The sequence below is a fragment of the Vibrio sp. zbq_1 genome, from assembly GCF_043102935.1.
Lineage (GTDB): Bacteria > Pseudomonadota > Gammaproteobacteria > Enterobacterales > Vibrionaceae > Vibrio > Vibrio parahaemolyticus.
Map to the genome: position 1 here is coordinate 371,812 of NZ_JBICJH010000032.1, position 22,260 is coordinate 394,071.

17 protein-coding genes and 1 other RNA gene are annotated in these 22,260 nt (G+C 45.2%); 5 read left to right on the forward strand and 13 right to left on the reverse strand.

The features are described from left to right. Positions 1-40 precede the first annotated feature (40 nt). The 3 genes from ACF8CV_RS15820 to hinT all read right to left on the reverse strand — a co-directional run bounded on the left by ACF8CV_RS15820 (position 41) and on the right by hinT (position 2,255). Positions 41-433, reverse strand: a complete 393-nt coding sequence (locus tag ACF8CV_RS15820; RefSeq protein WP_005456243.1) for a YcfL family protein — start codon at positions 431-433, stop codon at positions 41-43. Further along, a complete protein-coding gene (locus ACF8CV_RS15825) occupies positions 433-1,830 on the reverse strand; it encodes a COG3014 family protein (RefSeq protein WP_005495934.1) in 1,398 nt (465 codons plus the stop codon). Before ACF8CV_RS15825 ends, ACF8CV_RS15820 begins: the two co-directional genes overlap by 1 nt. Positions 1,831-1,904: 74 nt before the next feature. After that, on the reverse strand, positions 1,905-2,255 hold the full coding sequence (gene hinT, locus ACF8CV_RS15830; protein WP_005461572.1) for a purine nucleoside phosphoramidase: 351 nt from the start codon (positions 2,253-2,255) through the stop codon (positions 1,905-1,907). A gap of 236 nt (positions 2,256-2,491) precedes the next feature. Between hinT and ACF8CV_RS15835 the strand changes: the two genes are divergently transcribed. Together ACF8CV_RS15835 and ACF8CV_RS15840 are read left to right on the forward strand one after the other, a co-directional pair. Beyond that, on the forward strand, positions 2,492-4,483 hold the full coding sequence (locus tag ACF8CV_RS15835) for a methyl-accepting chemotaxis protein (protein ID WP_025606478.1): 1,992 nt from the start codon (positions 2,492-2,494) through the stop codon (positions 4,481-4,483). A 153-nt stretch (positions 4,484-4,636) separates the two neighbouring features. Next, positions 4,637-5,797 (forward strand): DUF1887 family protein, encoded by a 1,161-nt coding sequence (locus tag ACF8CV_RS15840; protein ID WP_005461150.1) that lies wholly within the window; start codon positions 4,637-4,639, stop codon positions 5,795-5,797. Positions 5,798-5,981: 184 nt separating this feature from the next. Here the strand turns inward: ACF8CV_RS15840 and udp are convergent, their stop codons facing one another. From udp to ACF8CV_RS15860, 4 genes are all read right to left on the reverse strand, one after another. Continuing rightward, positions 5,982-6,740 (reverse strand): uridine phosphorylase, encoded by a 759-nt coding sequence (gene udp / locus ACF8CV_RS15845; RefSeq protein WP_015296454.1) that lies wholly within the window; start codon positions 6,738-6,740, stop codon positions 5,982-5,984. Positions 6,741-7,050: 310 nt separating this feature from the next. Further along, positions 7,051-9,357 carry a zinc/cadmium/mercury/lead-transporting ATPase gene (locus ACF8CV_RS15850; RefSeq protein ID WP_138938456.1) on the reverse strand — a complete coding sequence of 769 codons (2,307 nt, stop codon included), beginning with the start codon at positions 9,355-9,357 and terminating at the stop codon, positions 7,051-7,053. A 183-nt stretch (positions 9,358-9,540) separates the two neighbouring features. Further along, positions 9,541-9,960: a CBS domain-containing protein gene (locus ACF8CV_RS15855; protein WP_005461138.1), complete on the reverse strand. Its 420-nt coding sequence runs from the start codon at positions 9,958-9,960 to the stop codon at positions 9,541-9,543. A 343-nt stretch (positions 9,961-10,303) separates the two neighbouring features. Next, positions 10,304-11,923: an NAD(P)/FAD-dependent oxidoreductase gene (locus ACF8CV_RS15860; protein ID WP_005461132.1), complete on the reverse strand. Its 1,620-nt coding sequence runs from the start codon at positions 11,921-11,923 to the stop codon at positions 10,304-10,306. Positions 11,924-12,128: 205 nt separating this feature from the next. On the opposite strand from ACF8CV_RS15860, the gene fdxA reads away from it, so the two are divergent. Continuing rightward, positions 12,129-12,452, forward strand: coding sequence for a ferredoxin FdxA (gene fdxA / locus ACF8CV_RS15865; protein ID WP_005461160.1), 324 nt, complete (start codon positions 12,129-12,131; stop codon positions 12,450-12,452). A 91-nt stretch (positions 12,453-12,543) separates the two neighbouring features. Here fdxA and ACF8CV_RS15870 read toward each other — a convergent pair whose 3' ends face one another. From ACF8CV_RS15870 to ACF8CV_RS15885, 4 genes are all read right to left on the reverse strand, one after another. After that, positions 12,544-13,278: an RNA methyltransferase gene (locus tag ACF8CV_RS15870; protein ID WP_025552978.1), complete on the reverse strand. Its 735-nt coding sequence runs from the start codon at positions 13,276-13,278 to the stop codon at positions 12,544-12,546. Between the two features lie 132 nt (positions 13,279-13,410). Next, positions 13,411-13,507: signal recognition particle sRNA small type (gene ffs, locus ACF8CV_RS15875), an RNA gene on the reverse strand. Between the two features lie 137 nt (positions 13,508-13,644). Continuing rightward, entirely contained in the window at positions 13,645-15,648 is a 2,004-nt protein-coding gene (locus ACF8CV_RS15880) for a GGDEF domain-containing protein (RefSeq protein ID WP_077281308.1), read from the reverse strand. Positions 15,649-15,808: 160 nt separating this feature from the next. Beyond that, a complete protein-coding gene (locus ACF8CV_RS15885; protein ID WP_005461144.1) occupies positions 15,809-16,552 on the reverse strand; it encodes a hypothetical protein in 744 nt (247 codons plus the stop codon). A 268-nt stretch (positions 16,553-16,820) separates the two neighbouring features. Here ACF8CV_RS15885 and ACF8CV_RS15890 point away from each other — a divergent pair, with 268 nt between their 5' ends. Continuing rightward, entirely contained in the window at positions 16,821-17,123 is a 303-nt protein-coding gene (locus tag ACF8CV_RS15890; protein WP_005481834.1) for a DNA base-flipping protein, read from the forward strand. 29 nt (positions 17,124-17,152) lie between these two features. Here the strand turns inward: ACF8CV_RS15890 and ACF8CV_RS15895 are convergent, their stop codons facing one another. Beyond that, on the reverse strand, positions 17,153-17,587 hold the full coding sequence (locus ACF8CV_RS15895) for a YbaY family lipoprotein (RefSeq protein ID WP_392417142.1): 435 nt from the start codon (positions 17,585-17,587) through the stop codon (positions 17,153-17,155). A 311-nt stretch (positions 17,588-17,898) separates the two neighbouring features. Between ACF8CV_RS15895 and tesB the strand changes: the two genes are divergently transcribed. Next, positions 17,899-18,759, forward strand: a complete 861-nt coding sequence (tesB, locus tag ACF8CV_RS15900) for an acyl-CoA thioesterase II (RefSeq protein WP_005461165.1) — start codon at positions 17,899-17,901, stop codon at positions 18,757-18,759. Between the two features lie 64 nt (positions 18,760-18,823). On the opposite strand, the gene ACF8CV_RS15905 is transcribed toward tesB, so the two are convergent. Continuing rightward, positions 18,824-21,868 carry a cadherin repeat domain-containing protein gene (locus ACF8CV_RS15905; protein WP_276441644.1) on the reverse strand — a complete coding sequence of 1,015 codons (3,045 nt, stop codon included), beginning with the start codon at positions 21,866-21,868 and terminating at the stop codon, positions 18,824-18,826. Between the last annotated feature and the right edge of the window lie 392 nt (positions 21,869-22,260).

The following is a 22,260-nucleotide window of genomic DNA, read 5'->3' on the forward strand; positions in this document are numbered from 1 at the left end:
AGCGCATGTTGGCGCGGCAGCTACGGCAAAGCCGTTAAGATTAATCGTCTTGTGCTTCTCTAATTTGAACACGGAAATGTGTGCCATTTGGATTGACCGTGACTTCCGAAAGCGTCACAGATTCAAATCCACGCACGATCATTTTGCGCCAAGGCCCCGGTTTGGTGTTCACTTCCAAACCATTGTTGTCGTACCAGTAGAAGCGATAAAGAATGTGCTGGTCACCTTTGTAGTTACTGCTTAACTGCACCACACCACGTGGTCGATCATCGACGTAAGTCGTGGTGATGTTGTCAACCAACAGTCGGCTGCCCAATACGTTATCGTTAAAAAATACGTTTTGTGTTTGGCCATCAACTCGGATCCCAGCAGTGTTGTCCGCACAACCTGCCAAACCGATAATGACTGCTAAGCCAATAAGCCATGCTCTCATTACAATCTCCCTAATTGTTTATGCCATACCGTCGAATGCGCTCCCTGACGAGAAACCCACACCAGTGTGGTTTGCTGCGCTGGTACGTCAAATTGATAGACTTGATCGCCTAAATTTAGCTGCTGTGTACCCGGCTTCACAATTTGTGAGGCCGTCTTCACTTGCGCTGGCAGCGTTTGCCAGCTTCGAGTATCTGGTTGTTCTGTTAACGTATTCCAAACGTTGAAAAGAATATTGCCCACGTCATCGCCTTTTTTCGCTGCTTCTTTTCTGATTCGGTCTTTCGCCCAAACGCGAATGGCTTGGCGAATCACTATTGTCGTTAAGCGTTCATTCAAATCATTCTGAGCCATGGCATTAACGTCAGCCAACGTACTAGAAGGCAGTTTTGTTCCATTCAAAGCCACATCACTAAAGCGTGGTGCCCCACGTTTCGGATAATAAGGTAGTGCCAATGAGTAGATTGCGCCATTGCCGCGACTGTCAAAAATAGGTAAATCAATACGCCAACCTTGCAAAGCCTCAACCACACCTTGCTCGTCAATCACAATGACGCGTCCTTGTGACTTATTTAACCCTGTCGGTGCCTTGCCATAGCGTTTTTCAAGCAGACGTAAGTCTTCACGCATACCGAGCTTTTTCGCGGCGTACATCGTGCTTTCAATAACCTGTTTGTTATCTGGCATCACAGCCAAAGCGCGACGGTAATCCACATAAGCGCTGTTAAGATCACGTGACGCTTCGTACAACAAACCAGAAAGATAGAAGAGATAACCGTTTTGCACCGCGCTGAGTTTTTTCCCTGCGTCTGGATAACTCGCGAGCACGCTGCCTAAGTTGGCTGACATACCTTGGTTTTTAAGATCTTTTTCTGCCGACTTCAGCTCTTTTTCACGCGCTTTTCGAGCCGCTTCCTGAACTTGGTTAGCACGACGAACTTCGACGAGTGCGCCTTCTAAATCATTTTTTTGTAGATAGTTCAGACCAAGGTATAAATGCAAAAAGCCGAGTTCGTAGTCTGCAGGTTGGTATTCGTTAAGATTGTCGTTTACAGCAAGTGAACCTACGCTCGTCGCTGTTTCAGAAACAGAAATGGTTGCTCGGTCTTGTTGAACACGTACCGCGCGGTCGCTCTCTTCGAGAGCTTTGAGGCTGGTTGGATAATCTTTCGCAAGGAATGAAATACGACCCTTTTCGAAATTGCCAAGGATCTCGCCACCGACGTCGCTCGATTGGAGTTGCTCAGCGTTGGCATAATTGCCAGCAACAACTGCCTGATAAACTTCTTGATTCTGGTCGCTGTAGTGGCTAAACAAATTGCCCGCAGACAAATTAGCGCAGCCAGACGCCATCAAGACCCAGCTAATCAGTCCAAACAGCTTCACACCTAATTTCACATTTATCTCCGCAAATGTGTGCTCAGAAAAGAATATAAATAGGGTGGCATAGGCACCACCCTTTTCAAATTAGCTTAGCTCAATACCATTGGACCTAAAGGACGACCGCCTAGTAGGTGCATGTGGATATGGTAAACCTCTTGGCCACCATGAGGGTTGCAATTAAGGATCAAACGGTAACCGTCTTCAGCAATACCTTCTTCTTTCGCAAGCTTCTTCGCCACAGTGAATAGGCGTCCCATCATTGCTTCGTCTTCTGCTTCCACGTCGTTCGTTGTCGGAATCAACTTGTTCGGGATGATAAGAATGTGGCTTGGCGCGCGAGGGTTAATATCGCGAAACGCGGTCACTAAATCATCTTGGTAAAGAATGTCTGCAGGGATTTCCTTACGAATAATTTTACTAAAGATAGTTTCTTCCGCCATGGGGACTCCATTTTATAAAGGTGTGTAACCCATTTAGTATGCTCCAACCCAAAGCTGAGCTCAATAAAAAACAGTGTTCACTTAACATTATCAATCTAATGCTAATAAACGAAGCTTTTTTTGTCGTATGCGTCATAAAACGTGCGTCACGAACTCAATACAATCCAATGAATTTTGTTACTTTTTTAAGACAATTCTTATTTATGTTGTCTATTTTTGGGAGAGGAAGCTCACTTATGCGAGGTTCAGTTATTAAAAGGATGTATGCGGGCTTTGCGCTGATCATCATCCTGTTTGCTGTCACAATTGCCATTATGATGGGGGGAATGCACGATATTCACGGTAAATTTGAAACCGTCTCTAAATCATCGTTGCCCCTTGTATCGTTATCTAACCAAACCAGTGTGGAACTGCTTTCTGCCGACAAGTCTTTTAAAGATTTTCTAACCACTGAGAATAAACAGCGCATGGAAGAAATGCGTCAGGAGTTTGCGAGATCTCAACAACGTTTTGAATCCACTTTGGCGCAGCTCGAATCAGCAAGCCAGATCTACCCTTCTCTTGCCGAACCTTTTTCTCAACTGAAGACGCTAGAGCAAAGCTACTTTACCGAAGCGCTCGAAGCAATGGACAACTATGAAGCAATGTTTTCAGCACAAGAAGAAGTGCAGAAGTCATCGCGCCGCTTTCAAAAACTCAACACTGAACTTTCTGTTGGCCTGAAAGAATACGTTGCAGACCAATCGAGTATTTCAGTGAAAGTTATGGCGAAAAGCTACTTCATCAAACTCAAAGATGCCGAAGTGATCACCTCTGATGCGCTGGCCAGCTCCAATCCTGAGTTTGTTACGCAAGCGGTAACGAAAAACCGTAAAGCAGTAACGCACTTGAACTACGCATTCCGTGGGTTGGTCACTCAGCTTCCTGAGTTAGAAAAAGCTTTTGGCGAATCCGTAGAACAATTTACCCGTGACGTAGGTATGCGTGGTGGTGTGCTAGACCAACACAACAACTACCTCAACGCTCGCGCAGCTCTGTACGACAATATTGCGAACTTAGCTAACAAAGTCGATTCTACGATGGCTATCCTTGAGCAATTCACAACGACAGCAACAGACAAACTAAACGAATCTCTTGATGATGCCGGTGACATTTACTCTGCTGGCGTGACGAAAGCGATTGTGATTGGTGTAGTTGTGGTTTTGTTTGCGGCGGCTATCGGCTATCACATCGCGCAAAGTGTGCGTGAGCCATTAACACGTATTCTCAATGCGCTAGAGAGCCTAACTAAAGGCGATATGACGCAACGTATTGATATTCGCTTTAACAACGAGTTCAGCCGCGTTAGTGGCCATATCAACACGTTAGCGGACAGCTTGCACGATATTCTAGTGAAGTTAAATGAAGCATCAGAAAACTTAGCCTCGACCGCGACAACCAACGAACGAACGTCTTCTCAAGCGCAATCTAAGTTGAATGCACAACGTGAGCAGACCGCCAACGTGGCAACGGCTATGACCGAGATGTCTCACTCGGTTCAAGAAGTTGCGCAAAGCGCTCAAGGCTCTTTGGAAATGGTTCAACGTGTTGAGTCTGCATCCGAAGAAGGCCGAAATATCATGAGTAGCAACATTTCGACCATCAATCAGCTAGAAACGCGCCTTCACGAGTCTGTGTCTGCCGTTTCTGAACTGCAAAAGATGAGTGGTCAAATTGGCTCAATTTTGGATGTCATCCGCAACATTGCTGAGCAAACCAACTTGTTGGCTCTCAATGCCGCGATTGAAGCGGCACGTGCAGGAGAGCAAGGACGCGGATTTGCCGTGGTAGCCGATGAGGTACGTGTGCTGGCATCGAAAACCACACAATCCACCACAGAAATCGAATCGATGATCAGCAATCTGCAATCGAGCTCTCAGTCAGCCAACCAAGTGATTCAAAGCTGCATGAGTGATATGGAAATGTCGGTTGAGCAAGCCTCGAAAGCGAACAGTTCAATGGAAGAGATCCAAGCACTCATTATCGAAATCAGCCAAATGAGTACGCACATTTCTCAAGCGGCAGCAGAGCAAAGCGAAACCTCAGCAGATATTGCGCGCAACATTGAAGACATCAACAATATTGCGGATGAAAGTTACCACGCGATGTCGAGCATCACTCATACGAGTGAATCTCTCACTCAGCTTGCTCATCAGCAAAATGAATTAGTCCATCGCTTTAAATTGTAAATTTTTATGCAATAGTTGATGCAACCAGCTGTATAAGGGCGACTTTTTATGAAGTCGCCCTTGTTTTTTCTCGGCCTTGTCTACATATGGGTAATATGGCCTGCTCATCCCTTGCACTTCTCTTTTCGAGCGGCCACACAAAAAGGAAAATCTATGGCTGTTCATGTTGGTATTATCGACCAAGACCCAGTGAGATTGGTCACTCCTCTATTGGATAATCGCACTTTAAGCACACATATCGTATTCATTGGTGACAAAACACAGGTAGATATGTTTGACCGACTGAGTAGCGTGTTAGAGCAGCGAGAGATTACTTCTGAGTTTTTTGAAATTCCGTCTGCTGTCAATACAACCCTGATTAAACAATCGATTCAAAAGCTCGCGAAAGATCTTCACGACCGTGGAGAAGACGTCAAACTGAACGCAAGCTGTGGCCTTCGTCATCGATTGTTGTCGGTTTACGAGGTTTTCCGTACTTATCGCTGGCCTATCTTCGTGGTTGAACCTAACAGTGACAAACTTTGCTGGCTTTACCCAGATGGCAAAGAAGATACGCAAGTTGAAGACCACATTACTATCTCCGACTACCTAACTATTTTCGGTGCGCGCGGCGAGTTCCACCACGTAGACCTTCCTCCTCTTCTTGATCAAAAACTGTATGAGCTTGGCGAACGCTGGGCGTCAAATGCGCTTGAATTGGGTCCAGGCTTGGCGACACTCAACTACCTTGCGACAACCTGCCGTAAGGAACAGAAGCTGGATGTGGAGCTCTCTGAGAAGCAACAAGGCTACCGTGAACTCAACATGCTGCTGTCGGATCTTGTCGAAGCACAGATCGCGACTTACGAAAATGGCATTTTGACCTTCGCGAACGAAGACGCACGTCGATTCTCTAACGGCGAATGGTTGGAGACCCTGGTTCACAGCACTGTGAAGCAAATCCAAGACACTATGCCAACGATTCAAGACCGCTCTTTGAATGTTCAGGTATATCGTAAGCTGGGTGAAAGTGAAGTACGTAACGAGCTAGACGTAGCAACGGTTGTAAATAACAAGCTGCACATCATTGAGTGTAAAACGAAAGGCATGCGCGATGATGGTGACGATACGCTGTACAAACTGGAATCTTTGCGTGACCTGCTAGGCGGTCTACAAGCACGCGCTATGCTGGTGAGCTTCCGTCCTCTTCGTCACAATGACATTACTCGTGCAGAGGATCTTGGCCTTGCGCTTATCGGCCCTGAAGAGCTGAAAGATCTCAAAACGCATCTTGCGAAATGGTTTGAAGCCGCTGGCGGTTCTGACGAAATCTAGTCGCCCTCTAAAAACACGAAAGCAGCTCACTGGAGCTGCTTTCGTGTTTTTAGTGCCTATCCTAGCTTCAATCACTTTGCGTTTCAGAATCTAGAAAATCGCACCTTGAACAAGGCGCATAGAAAAACCCAGAGGCAAGCCTCTGGGTTTTTCTGTTTGTTTAAATGCCAACTAAAGTGAGCGCTTAAAGCATTTTACGTGCTGCTTCTACTACAACTTTAATTGAGCGAGCTTCCGTTTCTTTCAGTGTTGAATGATCTGGAATCTCTTTTTGTGTACGGTTGATGATTACACCCGCCACACAACCTGCTTTCAGGCCAGAGCTTGCACACATGGTAAGTAGCGTTGCTGATTCCATTTCGAAGTTCAGCACGCCCATGTCTTGCCACTCTTGCATAGAGCCTTGGAAACGCTTCACAACACGACCAGTGAATGTGTCGTAACGCTCTTGACCTGGGTAGAAAGTGTCACTTGAAGCAGTCACACCCATATGAACTGTTGCACCAGATTCTTCAACTGCTGCTTTCATCGCGGTTGCAACATCAAAGTCTGCAACTGCTGGGAATTCCATTGGAGCGAAGTGTAGGCTTGCACCATCTAGACGAACAGAGCCTGTTGTCACGATCATATCGCCTACGTTTACGTGTGGTTGAATTGCACCAGTCGTACCTACACGTAGGAATGTGCGAACACCAAGCTGTGCTAGCTCTTCTACTGCGATAGAGGTAGATGGACCACCGATACCTGTTGAACAAACCACAACTGGCTTACCGTCTAGTTCTGCGCGGTAAAGCGTGTATTCGCGGTGACTTGCTAGGAATACAGGGTTTTCCATTTGTTCTGCGATTTTTTGAACACGCGCTGGATCACCTGGAATGATGGCTAGAGTTGCACCATTAAGATCAGCTTCAGTAACACCTAAATGGAATACAGCTTGAGACATATGTCGCTCCTTATTGTGGCTTATTTTGTAAACAATAAGCTCATTAGTAAGTTGTTGGGTACAGGAGCACTGTAGCGAACCTTGCACCAACATAGAGTGATCACAATCACATTGATAAAATGTAATAAATCTACAATTTCAAATTAAAACGGTTTAGATCACATTATTCGGGCAAACTTATCATTTCGTTGCATAACAACAAGTCCGACGGCTCAGATTACATTCACAAAACTTATAGTGCTCACAGAAACATAAAAACCCGAGACGAGAAACGCCTCGGGTTAAATATAGAGCAACTTTGAGAATAGCGTTATTGCACTTGTTTAGATTCAAACCGCAGAAGTCGTAGCGCATTGAGTGTCACTAACGCAGTCGCCCCACTGTCTGCCAAGACCGCAACCCAAAGCCCAGTGATACCCAATAAACTGGTGACTAAGAACACGCCTTTTAAGCCAAGCGCCAATGCCACGTTTTGACGAATGTTATTGAGCGTCGCACGTGATAATTCAATCATTGCTGGCAATTCAACCAAGCGGTTGTGCGTTAGTGCCGCATCAGCAGTTTCTAATGCGACGTCAGTACCTCCGCCCATCGCGATACCAATGCTAGAAGCTTTCATCGCAGGTGCGTCGTTAATACCATCACCAACCATCGCAACCGTGTGCTTAGTAGAAAGTTGTTCCACATAACGCACTTTATCGGCAGGCAACAAGCTCGCTTTGTAATCCAAACCAATTTGATGGGCTATCGCTTCTGCACTGCGTGGGTTGTCCCCCGTCAACATCACAGAACTTACGCCCAACATTTTCAACGTGGCGATTGCCTGTTGAGCATCTTGACGAAGAGTATCTTGCCACGCGATCACGCCAATAACTTCGTAATCGTGACGAACGATCACCACGGTTTTGCCTTGTTCTTCCAGTTCAATAACACGTTTTTCTACTTTCGAAGAAACAGGGAAGTCCGCTTTTGATGGTGCAATAACTTGCACTAATTTACCGTTCACCAAACCTGTTACACCAGAGCCGACTTGAGCAGTTTTATCATTTGCCTCAGGAATCGAAACGCCTTGTTCTTCAGCCCGCTTCACTAATGAAACCGCTAAAGGGTGGCTTGACCCCATCTCGATAGAAGCCGTTAAACTCAGTAGTGTTTCTTCTGTTACATCATAAGTCACCACGTCCGTTACTTGCGGTTTACCTTGTGTCAACGTGCCTGTTTTATCAAACGCAACCGACTCCACTTTGCCAAGCAACTCAAGCGCTGCCCCACCTTTGATCAATGCTCCACGGCGTGCCGCAGCAGCCAGACCCGACGTAATCGCAGCAGGCGTTGAAATAACCAAGGCACAAGGACAAGCGATTAAGAGCAATGCTAAACCACGGTACACCCATGTTTCCCAAGGTTGAGCGAACAGTAATGGTGGCGTAACGATAACGGCAAGAGACACCAGCATCATAAGTGGCGTGTACCAGCGACTAAATTTATCGAGGAATCGTTCTAACGGCGCTTTGCGCGATTCAGCTTCTTCAATCAAATGAAGGATGCGGTCAATGGCATTTTCACCTTGGCGGGAGGTCACTTGCACCTGCACTACTTTATCGACTACCACAGCCCCCGCCATGATTTTCCCGCCTTCTTCATGCTCAACAGGAACTGATTCACCGGTCAATGCACTTTCATCAAAGCCGGCTAACGTCGTCATCAATACACCATCAGCTGGCAAACGACCGCCAGGTGCCACTTCAATGACGTCCCCAGGTTGAAGCTGAGACGCTGGTACTTCTTTGCGTACACCATCAATGATCAGCGTGGTGTTTTCTGGTACCAAATCCATTAAGGCCTGAACGCCACTTCGAGCTCGTGATGATGCGTATGCTTCTAGCTTTTCACCAATAAGGAAGAGCAATAACACCATCGCGGCTTCTGCGGTTTCACCTAAGTACAACGCACCTAATGCAGCAACACTCATCAGTGTTTCAATGGCAAATGGTGTGCCACCACGAGCCAGTTTGACGGCCTTACGGGCAATAGGATACAAACCCAGCAAACAGGTTAAAGTAAAAATCCAGCCACTAAGCTGAGGGTTGATGCTTGCGACAAGGCCCGCAAATGCCATTGCACCTGCGATCGATAAAATCTGTAGATTGTCTTGAACAAAACCGAACCAGCCTTTGTTCTCTTTCTTTTGCTTTGGTTTATCCAGCGCAGAAAGCGGGAAACCAGTTTGGCGCGCTGTTTGTTCGATGATCGAACTTAGAGAATGGTCATCAAAATCGACAACTAACTTTTCTGTAGCAAAAAGGACTTTAGCATTCGTAACGCCTTGCAATGACATGATGGCTTTTTCAAGCTTTTGCGCACAAGACGGGCAGTCCATATCGGACACGATCCAACTGCTACGAATCGAGGATTCTCGCTGTTCCGCGGGGCCTTCTTCATCGGCGGTGTCCGAACTGCAACTGCCTCCACTACAGCAAGAGCTTTCAACAGTATCAACACCCGCTTGAGCAATATTTAGCGTCGGTTTAGTTGGCGCGCAGCAAGAGTCATGGGCGCTGAGTGGCACAGAAGTTTTGATTTTGCCTGACTGGCAACCTTGATGTTTTGTACACATAGTTTGTTTTCCTTATTGGCTGAGACTGTTCATCTACCACTAAGGATAAACCTTGGAGCTAGCTCCAAGGTCAAGACGAATTTTGTTAAAAGAGAAAAATAACCACTTCGCTCAACCTCAGCCTTTTTCCGAAAAAAGAAAGACGCCGCAGCGCCTTTCGAAGTTGTCATGTCGATGTCGTCATCAAACTGGATGTTTAAAGCATTCGTTTAACGTCATCCCAATAGCGCGCAGAACATCACGGCGAGTGATGATGCCAACAAGTTTTCCTCGGTCGTCAACTACTGGGTACATTTTTGGCTTACCGACTTTCATCATATCCGCCAACTCAATGACCGACATTTCTGGCGAGACGGACAACACATCTTCATGCATACACTCTTGCACAGTATGTGTATCTTGGCAGTGGTAGCTGGCTTTCACCAACTTATCTAACAAATCTTGTTCAGATAAGAACCCCACTACTTTTTCGTTTTCATCAATGACTGGACCACCAAGCGTCACGCTCTGCATCACTTTGTTCAAAGCGGCTGTGAGTGACATGTCTTTAGTGAAAGTCACCGCTTGCAACGTCATGTAATCTTTTACTTTTAATGAATGCATTCTTATCTCCTTAGCGGCATTTTATTGCGGCCTTAAGATAAGTGTCGTCTACTTTCTTGATTTTACTAAATGGAAATTAGCAATTTTGTTCATAGGCGTAGTCTATTGATCTCTATCAAAATTCATTTATCTACTGCTCTCAAGCTAAATCTTGTTGCATATTTATCCCAGTAAGAAAAATTTATCTGCAGAAGTAAACACCAACAAAAGCCAGAGACATGACGAGGAAACGTCTCAAATGTCGCGCAGAAAATGCTCACTAATCCTAATTAGCTATGCAGCACATACAAAAAAGCCAGTCAGCAAAACTGACTGGCTTTCATCAAATCAAAAAGTGATTTAATTATGCATTTTCCATTGCTGCAACGATGTCACGCGCAACCGCCTCTGCGACTTTAATACCATCGATACCAGCAGAAAGAATACCACCAGCGTAACCTGCACCTTCACCCGCAGGGTAGAAGCCTTTTAAGTTTACACTTTGGAAATCTTTACCGCGCTTAATGCAAACTGGTGAAGAGGTACGAGTCTCAACGCCAGTCAGTAGGCCATCTTCAGATGCAAAACCTTTGATCTTACGATCGAAAGCTGGAATGGCTTCACGAATCGCTTCTACCGCAAATGGAGGCAGCGCTTTCGATAAGTCTGTGAGCTTAATGCCCGGCGTGAATGATGGCTCAACATCACCAAGTTGACTTGGATCGCGACCTTTCAGGAAGTCACCGATTTTCTGTGCTGGCGCATCGTAGTTTTCGCCGCCTAGTTTGTAAGCGTTAGATTCAAGTTCACGTTGGAAACGGATACCTGCTAGAGGATCACCCGGGTAATCCACCTCAGGAGAGATACCCACAACAATCGCACTGTTTGCGTTACGCTCTGCACGAGAGTATTGGCTCATGCCGTTCGTCACTACGCGACCTTCTTCAGATGTCGCCGCAACAACAGTGCCGCCTGGACACATACAGAAGCTGTACACGGTACGACCATTTTTACAATGGTGAACCAGTTTATAATCCGCAGCACCAAGAATTGGGTGACCCGCATTTGGACCAAAACGCGCTTCGTCGATCATCGATTGCTTGTGCTCGATACGGAAGCCAACCGAGAATGGTTTCGCCTCCATGTACACACCGCGCTCGTGCAACATTTCAAATGTATCACGCGCACTGTGACCAACAGCCAATACCACGTGACGAGATTTGATCTCTTCACCGTTTGACAATGTCACGCCAGTGATTTGACCGTCTTCCATATGAAGATCATCAACACGAGTACTAAAGCGAATTTCACCACCTAGCTCGATGATAGTCGCACGCATTTTCTCGATCATCGTTACCAGCTTGAAAGTACCGATGTGCGGTTTACTTACGTATAGAATTTCTTCTGGTGCGCCAGCCTCAACAAATTCAGTGATCACTTTGCGACCGTAGAAGTTTGGATCTTTCACTTGGCTGTACAACTTACCGTCAGAGAACGTACCCGCACCGCCCTCACCAAACTGTACGTTTGATTCTGGGTTTAGCGTGCGTTTACGCCAGAAACCGAAAGTATCTTTAGTACGTTCACGTACTTCTTTACCACGTTCAACAATGATTGGGTTGAAACCCATTTGAGCCAACACCAAACCAGCAAACAGACCACATGGACCAAAACCGATGACGATTGGGCGCTCTGTTAGGTTCTCAGGTGCTTTCGCAACAAACTTGTATTCCATGTCTGGTGTTTGGCGAACGTGAGGATCGTTTGCGAACTTCGCTAGCAACGCGGTTTCATCGCCTTCAACGATGATGTCTAGCGTGTAAATAAGATGAATATTGGTTTTCTTACGAGCATCGTAGCCGCGTCTAAAGACGTTAAAAGAGATAACTTTCTCAGCAGGAATGCCAAGTTTTTTAGTGATCGCGTCTAATAGCGCGCCTTCCTCATGATCAAGAGGAAGCTTAATTTCATTAATACGAATCATGTCGATGTCTCGTTATAGTAGGTGTCTTAGCCAAAAAACCTAACGGCCCCCAGCTCACAATGGCGCGCATTTTACGAGAAATTGAATTGTCTGTCATACTAAATCAAGGTTGGACGACGGATTTAACTTGGTGAATGTTGAATTTTGCCTTGGGATGAGTATTATCCCCCTTCTTTGATTTTGACTAACTTAAGAGCTGATTATCATGGCGTTTGTCGTAACCGATAACTGTATCCAATGTAAATACACCGACTGTGTCGCGGTGTGCCCGGCTGACGCCTTCCACGAAGGTCCAAACTTCATGGTAATCAACCCAATAGAATGTATCGACTGTGGCTTGTGTGTTGACGAGTGTGCCGCAGCGGCAATCTTCCAAGAAGACGAGCTGCCTGAAGATCAAACCATCTACAAAGAGCTCAACGCCGAACTCGCAGAAATCTGGCCGGTACAAACTGAAGTGAAACCAGCGATGGATGAAGCGGAAAAATGGAACGGCGTGCCAAACAAGTTGGATATGTTAGAAAAATAACCGCATTCAAAACGAAAAAAGCGTAATGAGCCTCAGCTTGAAATCGCCTAGGCCGTTACGCTTTTTTTGTATCTAAAATTCGTTGCTACGATTAGCTGTGCTGACGACGCATGTTGTCCAAAATGATCCCCGTCGCCATTGCCACGTTTAAAGATTCTGCGCCACCGAAAGCAGGAATCGTGATCTTATCTGTCACGAACTTAGACGCTTCTTCGCGCACACCATGTGACTCGCTGCCCATCAACAAAATACCTTCTGCTGAAAAATCAGTTTTATGCACGCTCTCACCTTCAAGGAAAGCACCATACACTGGTAAGTCTGCTTCTGCTAAGTAGCTTGGCAAATCAACCAAACTCACTTGCACACGCCCAAAACTGCCCATTGTCGCGCTGATGGTTTTTGGGTTATACGGGTCTGCACAGTCAGTGCTCGCAATAATGTGCTTAATGCCATACCAGTCAGCTACACGGATAATCGTACCTAGGTTACCAGGGTCTGAAACACCATCCAGAGCAATCATCAAGCCCTTTGCCTGTGGTTCTTTTACGTTTGGAATCTCTACCACAGCAATGGCTGCGTTGTTGCTCACAAGCGTACTTGCTTTGGTTAGATCATCAAGCGACGCTTCAACGCACTCAAAACCACTTAGCTCTTGGCGGTGACTTTCCAAAAAGTCTGCCGTAGCAAAAATTTGCTTCACAACCAATGAGCTGCTCGCCAACTCTAATACGTTCTTTTCACCTTGAACAAGAAACAAACCATGCGCTTTACGCTGTTTCTTTTGGCCCAAAGCACGAAGCAGTTTTAGTTGGTTTTTTGAAATCATGACAATATCTCAGGTGGAAAGTGAATACTTGGCGAATTAAAACAAGCGTGATTATAAAGTAAAGTGCTCAAGGCAAAAAGAGATGTTAAAAACGAAAAAGCCCCGCTATATAAGCGGGGCTTTTAAAGGGTGGGACCCCAGCCACATCCCGGCACACAAGTCACACGCTGCGGCTGCTTCCTTCCGGACCTGACCGAGTTCACGAGCTATTGTTGCGAGAGGACCAGAGCCCCATAATTCTTTTTTGAGGGCTTGCCTCAAATGATGTTGGGGATTATTCAGTATCGGCCTTCATAATGCAAGGGCAAAAACCGCTAAATCCACTATTCTTCATTCGTTTGGACAAAACTCGATCAATTCATCCATTTAAGACTGAACAAGATAGTCGCTAGAACCAGAATAATGACGAGAAGAATGTTTGCTTACGTACATGTCTTCATCCGCCAAATGCAGCGCTTGTTCCAAGCTCATGTGCTGCTTTCGTTTCTCAGAAACACCAACTGAAATCGTGACAGTTTTCAGCTCCGCGCACAATTTATCGGTAACATCCAATCGACTCAGTTCTTGAACGGCTCTCGAAAGCTCTATTTGTGTTGGGTATCCGAGCAAAATAAATTCGTCACCGCCAATACGATAGCTACGCCCAGACCACACTCGATGTATCTTCAGCGAAAGCAATTGCAGCACTTCATCACCCGCTAAATGACCGTAGGTATCGTTGATTTGTTTGAAGTGATTAATATCTAAATAAAGTATCGCCAAATCCTTATTCACCCCTTGGCGATACTTAACTTGCAAAGAGCGACGATTCCTCAACCCAGTTAAATTATCGGTGTTGGATTGACGATACAGATAGAGAGAAACACAAATTGCCAATACAAGTACGAATAGAAATACCGCTTGGGTTTGTGTTGCCAATCGCACCTCATACTCTAACGCCGTGCGCCAATCTGGACGTAAATCGTATTGAGCCACAATTTTGTCAACGCCCAACATCGCGATCGCGCGGCTAAAATATGGCGCTAACATTGCACCGCGTTCATTCGCGACGAGGCCGATAGACAACTGCGAACTGTAAAACTCCCCTATCGCGGTATCTTGTTCGATGGGCACAAGCTCGCTCAAACGAAGGAAATGGTTGAGCATTGCCGTATCCATCGGGATGTAATCCACCTCCCCTTTAAGCAATGCTTCAATAAGATCGTGCTGCGTGTTAAAGCGCTCAAGCTCTTTCAACGGTAAAAGCTGAGTCATCATTTGATCGAAGAAATCGTCTTTGACTACACCGATTCTTTCAGAGATCAATTGTGACACATGGGAATAGGTGTTTGGCTTGTAACCCAATCGCTTGACCATCACTGAAGCTGGTGAATAGTGCGGTCTTGGGAAATAGCTGAATTCATGCCGTTCTCTGCTCACCGTCAATGGTGCCAAAATATCAAATTCACCTTTCATGAACTGGCGATACATCGACTCCCAACTTTCGTTAGGCTCACTGATGATCACACAGTTTAAATCCAGAATTTCACAGCTTTGTAGAACGATATCGGCTGTCATCCCTTGTACGGTGCCATCAGGGTTGTACACCACATAAGGAAAGATGGATTCCATTTTGATTCGAATTGGCTCTTTTAAATTGACAGGCAGTAACTTGATCGCATCTCGTAGGGCTGAACGTCTCAACTCAAATTGATACAACGCGATTTGCTCACGAAGTTGCTTTTGTACCGCTTCACCATGAATAAACGAGGCAAAGGTATCCAACTCTTCTAAGTGGTGACCTTTTTTACTAATGATAGAAACAGGTTTGATGGAGATCTGATCGTTGAGCATTTTGGCATCAAACCCTTCCAACAACATTGGTTTGAGTTGGTTGATCGCATCAACCACGCCATCCACTAAACCAGTTTGTAGCAAACGTACTGCTTCGTTATGGCCTTTATAGGGAACTTGTTTTAACTCTGGATGATACTGTTTGATCAGTTCTGAGTAGATGGTGTTTTGAGGCACACCAACACGCGAAATGTCATCTAATGTCGAGTCGCTCAGCCCATATAGGTATGTGTATTCAATGTTTGTTGGTCGGGAATAGCTGAAACGCTCGGCGCGAGTATCGGTATAGGTAATGTTTGCAGCAAAGTCTGCGTCTTCATTCGCGACTGCATCTAAAATGGCATCAAAACTCGCGTAGTTGATGTACTCAACACTCACACCAAATTCAGTGGATACCGCATCAAATAAAACGCGAGTGACAACATCATCCGCTTCCGTCGCGATTTTATAGTGAGGCTGTAATGAAGGTTCGGCCTTTACATGAATGCTTGGTAACAGACAAGCGAAAAGCAGCAGCGTTCGAGCAAGTGTGATCATGACAAACTTATCTAAAATTAACCACTTACAGTGTGGTTATTATTATGGAAAGTAGAATAATTATGAAATGATGAACATATACTAATTCACTTATTGTTTCACAATCAATTCAACAGTCTGCCGCACGGGTCACTTTTTCCTCTGAACGCCTACAACTATTTTATAACTCCGCCTGCTCGTCACTACTACGTAAGATGTAGTCCGTCATCCAAGCAGTACCCAACAAACAGATCCAGACCACAAATACAGGATTTGGTACATCCGTATTAGGGCTCACCACCAACGCTGCAAAACCGACGGTTGGTAGTGTCCAACAAAGCAACTTACTCCAGCGAATCGAGTCTTTTAATTTGGCGAGTGTTTCCATCGAAGCCAACATCCCAGTAATGCTCAACGCCACCAGCACCGCGTAATGAAGATCGGCAATCCAGAGAGGCAATAGTAAAAGCAAAGGCCACCAGCTGTGTTTTTCTGAGCGTTTCCAATGCGTTGCTGCCCACCACATGACCACAACAGACAACGTTTGAACCACGGTCACCCAAGCTGAACCATCAAGCTTACCGCCTTGTTGCGTGACCATCAGCCCTACTTGTAAGGTAATCACAATCAAACCGGTAGTAAGGAGAACGCCAAGAGAGCTGCGATGTGAGAACACCACCATAAGTAACGGGAATAGAATCAGCACGCCAACAGACAACGCAATGGGCTGCATCGAAAGCGTCGCACCAAACACCATCATAGCGCCGAGCAACACTAAGCCAGCAAGGCCACCTTGAGGCAACAGCCATAATGCCGGGATCATGAGTGCGAGTACTGGGATTTCGCCCTCACTCAAACTCATCGCTCGGGCACACACAACGGCAAGAAAAGTTGTGATGAAAAATTGAAGTGTTGAAAAAATCATAGCGCCTCCTGGCTTCCCCACCAACTTGGTAACTCAACGGCAAATAAAACTGGGTATCTAAAGTCGTTGAGTGGGTCTAGATTCAAGCTTAGCTTATCGTTAATTTGTATTTCGTGCGCTTGATGCACCAATTTGTCTTTAGTTAAAAGGTCTTTAAAAAGGCATCTAACTCACTAGCAACAAATGTTAATCATGCACAAGAACTGTTAGCGAAATACAAGTCGTGTGTATTACCATTCCTTAGCAAGCCACAACGGACAGTTTCAGTATGGACCAATTTTTAGTGCAAATCTTTGCTGTAATTCACCAAATTCCAAAAGGAAAAGTATCGACCTACGGCGAAATTGCCAAAATGGCAGGCTATCCGGGATACGCCAGACACGTAGGAAAAGCTCTTGGGAATTTGCCAGAAGGTAGCAAATTGCCTTGGTTTCGAGTCATCAATAGTCAAGGGAAGATATCGCTGAAAGGCAGAGACTTAGACAGGCAAAAGCAGAAATTAGAAGCTGAAGGGGTCGAAGTTTCTGAGATAGGAAAAATCGCCCTCAGAAAATACAAATGGCAGCCTTAGGCTGCCATTTTTGTTCGCTATGTTGGGTATTAACGCGTACCAACTAGACGAATATCCAACTGGTGAGTTTGAGCTTCATCTGTGATCACACCGTTATGCGTATCACTGATGAAACGCAATTTACCATCGACTTCAATACGCGCGCGCACGCTGTAAGTGTGATTCGGTTTAATTTCGTTGCTGTCGTAACTCAGCTCAAACGAAAGAGGAACTTGCTTACCTTCCGTTTCGAACGTTTGTTTTGCTAGAAGCTTAGATGGCGCATCAGCCAAAGACACATCTTCTAGTGTTACCGTAACCACAGCATTTGGTGGTAGAGCAATACGTTCACGGTAAGCCACTGTACCTGTAATTGTCTTCATTGACGCCTCAGCAGATTCCATTTCTGTTGTATGAGAAGTTTGGCAACCCACTAACGCAGCGCCAAAAAGTAAAGAAGTAACAAGTAGTAGTGTTTTTTTCATATATTCCTCAAGAAGAGTATTAAATCGGGATAAGTATAGGGTTGGAATATAAAACTGTCTTGTTTCCTTTCGTTTATTTGACAATAGTTTGACTAAGTTAGAATTTTTCAAACAATTGATTTCGTTTCATAATTAGGACTAGTTGGACTTTTCCTGCAAAGCAGAAACGTTGTTACTATTCCTTTTGCCTTATTCGTAGGTTTAAGGATGAGACTACTATTAAGTCACTCAACAGTTCTAAACAAAGTCACTTCACAGATCATCAGATCTTGAGGTAACGTGAAGAAAAAACACATCGGTGAGGAGACACAATGAGTAAACCATTACGAGAATTGCTCAGCCTACTACAACTCGAAAAATTAGAAGAAGGCTTGTTTCGTGGACAAAGTGAAAACCTAGGTTTACCTCAAGTCTACGGCGGCCAAGTGATTGGGCAAGCCCTCTCAGCGGCGCGTTACACAGTAGAAGAAACACGCACTGTGCACTCCTTCCATAGCTATTTTCTCTACCCTGGAGACCCTGAAAAGCCGATCATTTACGATGTGGAAAATTTAAGAGATGGACGTAGCTTTAGCACCAGACGCGTTAAAGCAGTGCAAAATGGACGACCTATTTTTTATCTAACGGCTTCTTATCACGGCGATCAACCGGGGTTCGATCACCAGAAAGCCATGCCAGATATTCCGGGGCCTGAAAACTTCGCCTCAGAGAGTGAACTCGCAAGTCATATTGCGGAGTTTCTGCCAGAGCGCTTGCGTAAAACATTCTGCGGAGAAAAACCGATTGAGACTCGCCCTGTCACGGTGATCAATCCTCTAAAACCCAAAAAAGCGGAGCCAAAACAGTACCTTTGGATTCGTGCTAACGGTGAGATGCCAGATAACCAACTGATTCATCAATACTTGCTGGCTTACGCGTCAGATTGGGGATTTTTGGTCACGGCGATGCATCCACATGAAGTGTCGTTAATGACGCCGAATTTCCAAGTTGCGACGATTGACCATTCAATCTGGTTCCATCGTCCCTTCAAGATGGATGAATGGCTTTTGTACGCAATAGAAAGCCCAACGGCGAGTAATACTCGAGGCTTAGTGCGTGGCGAAATTTATAACCAGCAAGGTCATTTGGTGGCGACAGCCGTACAAGAAGGAGTCATGCGCTACACGAAGTAACCCGTGCGTATAAGACGCAAAAAGGAGTGCTCAGCACTCCTTTTTAGTGGGTATCAAACGATGATTAATTCGGTTGATACTTCATGGTTACCACTGACCACTCATAAAGTGATTTCGGATAGCCATACTTGCTTTTTCCGTACACCACATTTGGCTTGGCATAAAAACCGCCGTCATCACTCGCTAAGAACTCACGTTGACCGCGACGGTAGTACACGATAGGCGCTGCCAACTCATACTCAATGTTTTCTAGTTTAGAGTCGTCAATCACTAAAAAGCGAGTCATACGAATCGTACTACCGTTCGCACAATAGCCTGCTGCATCATAATCAATTGCATCGAATGGTTTTAGATCATCAGAAAACAGATCCGCAGTACAGCCATCAAATCGAGCAACATGTACCCAGACTGCCTTTTGTTGGGTTCGGTCATCGCTACCCACTGGTTTTAACAAGAACAGCGCGACCTTACCTTTGCCAAATTTTTGCAGCTCATCATCCGTCGGTTCACGCACCGAACGCGACCCCATGATGCCAAACTCACTTTCTTCTAAATTGGAAAACTGTGGGGCACTGAGGGTACTGACGATGACGGTTTGTTCGCTATCAAGTTGTGTGTATTTATCTGCAACACCCGATTCCGCCAAATCGACATTAACCGTAACTCTTGTTCTTGGTAACGCTTTGTAATCTCGCGATTCACTCTCAGAAATATCCAACGCAATAGAATGATATTGAGAGTAATTAGTTAGCGTCAACTCAGCTTTCGCATTGTCTAACGTGGCAAGCTCTTCGCTCACGGTATCAGCAAATGAGTAAGTGCGAGTGCCTACCGTTTTACCAAAGTCCAAACTAATCGTCTTAAATGGCGTAAATTCCACAGTTTGAAGCTTCGTCGTAAGACCTGGATGATCCGCTTTATTAATGGTGCCGTTAACCAATACGGTTTTAGTTGTATAGTTACGTGCAGTTAACGTCACTTCCACTTGGTAGTCGCCAGCATGCAGCACTTTCAAACGACCAGAATCTGAAGATAACAACTCAACCACCGGCTCAGCTTGGTTAATCAGACGGTAGCTTGCTTTGGCATCTCCCCCACTCATCACAGGTGTGATAACCGCACCAGCAGAAAAGTCCAGAGTTGGATAAGTAATAGAAACCGGGTTGCTACCTTGTTTAATCGTTACAGCAAAGCTACTTTCACCTGGAGTAAACTTATCGTTACCTGCGTCCGACACAATAACTCTGGTGCTACCCGCATTCAGAATGCGCATATCACCCGTTTTGCGATCTAAGGAAACCACATCGGTTGCAGAATCCGTCGCAAATCGGTAGCTCACTTCACCAACCGTACCGAGAATCGATGGTTTTTGGACATAAGGTTGGTTGATGTTCCACGTACCTTCTACTACGCCTGACTGGATAGCAATTCGGCTTGGCGCACTCAGAATGTTAAAGCGAACTTTTTGATCTGGACCGGCCGTGTAATTTGCACTCTCTTTCCTGCGAACTGTTAACGTCGTTTGACCCGCTTTGTAGACACGAATAAGACCGTCACCAATAACATCTGCAACGCCTGGAGAAGTATTGTCAACGACTTCCAAATGATCATTGCTGGCCGTTAAACCAAAATCACGCTGCAAGTTAAAATCGTAGTCTTTGCTGTATACCATTTCATAATCTTGCGTCGTCATCGCTTGGCCTTGCGCTTTCGCAACTTTGATCACAACATTGAATTGAGTTGGTTGGTAAAAGTCACCGCCATCATCTTCAAACTTAAGACGATATTCGCCCGCGGTATCCACTTCTAAGTTGCCATCCTTCATTCGAAGACCTTCAGGCAACCCACCAATCAGACTGACTTTGCCTTTCTGACCAGCAAACGCCATTGGAATAGCCAGTTTAGGCTGATAAGTGAGAGACATTTCCACGTCTTTCATTACCGGATGAGGTGCGCGTTCGATTTCAATGTTGAAGCGGGTTTTACTTGCTGGATAATTACGCAAGTCGTATTCGTAGGCTTCAACTTCTGCGCTACCAACACCTTTGATCAACAACGCTTCACCATCCGTAGTTTTAGCGACAACATCTTCACCATTGATGATGCGATATCCATAGTCGCCGCGAGCGTGTGCAACTTGAGGGAAAATGCGTCCACCGTCTTCATACGTCTTAGCAATATTCGCAACACTGATGGCTTGACGTTGACCCGGTTTCACATCGACCACAAACTGAGCGACTTGCTGCTTGTTTAAGAAAGCATCGCTGTATGTTGCTGTCGCCTCGACGGTTACCTGACCAACGTTGTGGATCAAAAGCAAACCCGTTTCTGGATTTAGTAACTCGGCAACCTCGTTGTCTGGTTCGCTGCGCAAAATTTTGTAAGTGATATTTTGCGTTTCAACTTTATCCAAACGTGAAGGCGCTAAGGTTAAACCGTCTCGATACTCATCTTCGATTAAGGCAAATTTAAGTTGCTCAGCACCTATCGCATACAATGTTACGGTTGCACGAACTTGCTTAGGTAGATATAAGTCGTTACCTGAATCGGAAATCAGTACAGAAGCCTGACCCGCAGAACCAAGAGAATAAACAACGCCGTTATCATCAACTTGAATGAGGTTCTGCCCGCTTTCGACTTGATAACTCAGTTTACCTTTCTGCCCGCGCACGGTCAGAGCTTTCCCGTCAGGATCGAGTGCTACTAGGCTTAAATCACTGGCAGAAAGATCATTGTTAAAACCTCGTTCAACCGTGACCGAAAACGTCGTTTCAGAAGATTCATACACAGAACTGGTATCTGTTGCACGAATTATCGCGGTGCCTGGACGCAGGATTTGAAATACACCCGAATCATTCACCCTCACCACATTCGGCGGATTTGAATCAATGACTTGGTAAGATACTGAGCCGCGAACGTTGCTCAATAGTGTCTGAGTGATGGTTCCCACACCCTCAAACTGCAACGAGGCATCTTCAACAATCAGCTGTGGACGACTCTGCTTCGTGATAGAAGTTGGAGAGCTTGTATTGCTCGGCTTGGAGTCACCTCCTCCACCGCAACCAGCAAGTAAAGCAGCAAGAAAAATCAAATAATAATTTCTGTTCATTTTTAGTAATAATTTGTTGCATCTCAAGGGGCGAGATAATAATACGATGTTTTATTAATCGCCATCCCTATTGTTGATGACTTTATTACTTAAGTATTTACTACTATATTAAGGGTAAAAATAAATTCTGATAAATGGCGAGAAAATTACCCGAAAAAACGCGAAGCAAACGTTTAAATTAATGTAATTAATTAATTTAGAAAGAATGAATATTCAACAAAATAAAACAGGAAAAATAATGAAGAAAAATTGCGTTAATTTTTGGCGGGCTATGCTGTATGGACATTAACAGATTAGAAAAACATAATTATCTAATACACAAATAAAAGCAAGAACGAATCTCGTTTATATTTAATAAAAGAGATTTGTATTTTAAAACTGGAATAATGTCA

Excerpts from the sequence above, each read along its gene's own strand:
- ACF8CV_RS15820 (WP_005456243.1), bottom strand. The coding sequence starts at position 433 with ATGAGAGCATGGCTTATTGGCTTAGCAGTCATTATCGGTTTGGCAGGT.
- hinT (WP_005461572.1), bottom strand. The coding sequence starts at position 2,255 with ATGGCGGAAGAAACTATCTTTAGTAAAATTATTCGTAAGGAAATCCCT.
- ACF8CV_RS15835 (WP_025606478.1), top strand. The coding sequence starts at position 2,492 with ATGCGAGGTTCAGTTATTAAAAGGATGTATGCGGGCTTTGCGCTGATC.
- ACF8CV_RS15840 (WP_005461150.1), top strand. The coding sequence starts at position 4,637 with ATGGCTGTTCATGTTGGTATTATCGACCAAGACCCAGTGAGATTGGTC.
- udp (WP_015296454.1), bottom strand. The coding sequence starts at position 6,740 with ATGTCTCAAGCTGTATTCCATTTAGGTGTTACTGAAGCTGATCTTAAT.
- ACF8CV_RS15850 (WP_138938456.1), bottom strand. The coding sequence starts at position 9,357 with ATGTGTACAAAACATCAAGGTTGCCAGTCAGGCAAAATCAAAACTTCT.
- ACF8CV_RS15855 (WP_005461138.1), bottom strand. The coding sequence starts at position 9,960 with ATGCATTCATTAAAAGTAAAAGATTACATGACGTTGCAAGCGGTGACT.
- ACF8CV_RS15860 (WP_005461132.1), bottom strand. The coding sequence starts at position 11,923 with ATGATTCGTATTAATGAAATTAAGCTTCCTCTTGATCATGAGGAAGGC.
- fdxA (WP_005461160.1), top strand. The coding sequence starts at position 12,129 with ATGGCGTTTGTCGTAACCGATAACTGTATCCAATGTAAATACACCGAC.
- ACF8CV_RS15870 (WP_025552978.1), bottom strand. The coding sequence starts at position 13,278 with ATGATTTCAAAAAACCAACTAAAACTGCTTCGTGCTTTGGGCCAAAAG.
- ACF8CV_RS15880 (WP_077281308.1), bottom strand. The coding sequence starts at position 15,648 with ATGATCACACTTGCTCGAACGCTGCTGCTTTTCGCTTGTCTGTTACCA.
- ACF8CV_RS15885 (WP_005461144.1), bottom strand. The coding sequence starts at position 16,552 with ATGATTTTTTCAACACTTCAATTTTTCATCACAACTTTTCTTGCCGTT.
- ACF8CV_RS15890 (WP_005481834.1), top strand. The coding sequence starts at position 16,821 with ATGGACCAATTTTTAGTGCAAATCTTTGCTGTAATTCACCAAATTCCA.
- ACF8CV_RS15895 (WP_392417142.1), bottom strand. The coding sequence starts at position 17,587 with ATGAAAAAAACACTACTACTTGTTACTTCTTTACTTTTTGGCGCTGCG.
- tesB (WP_005461165.1), top strand. The coding sequence starts at position 17,899 with ATGAGTAAACCATTACGAGAATTGCTCAGCCTACTACAACTCGAAAAA.
- ACF8CV_RS15905 (WP_276441644.1), bottom strand. The coding sequence starts at position 21,868 with ATGAACAGAAATTATTATTTGATTTTTCTTGCTGCTTTACTTGCTGGT.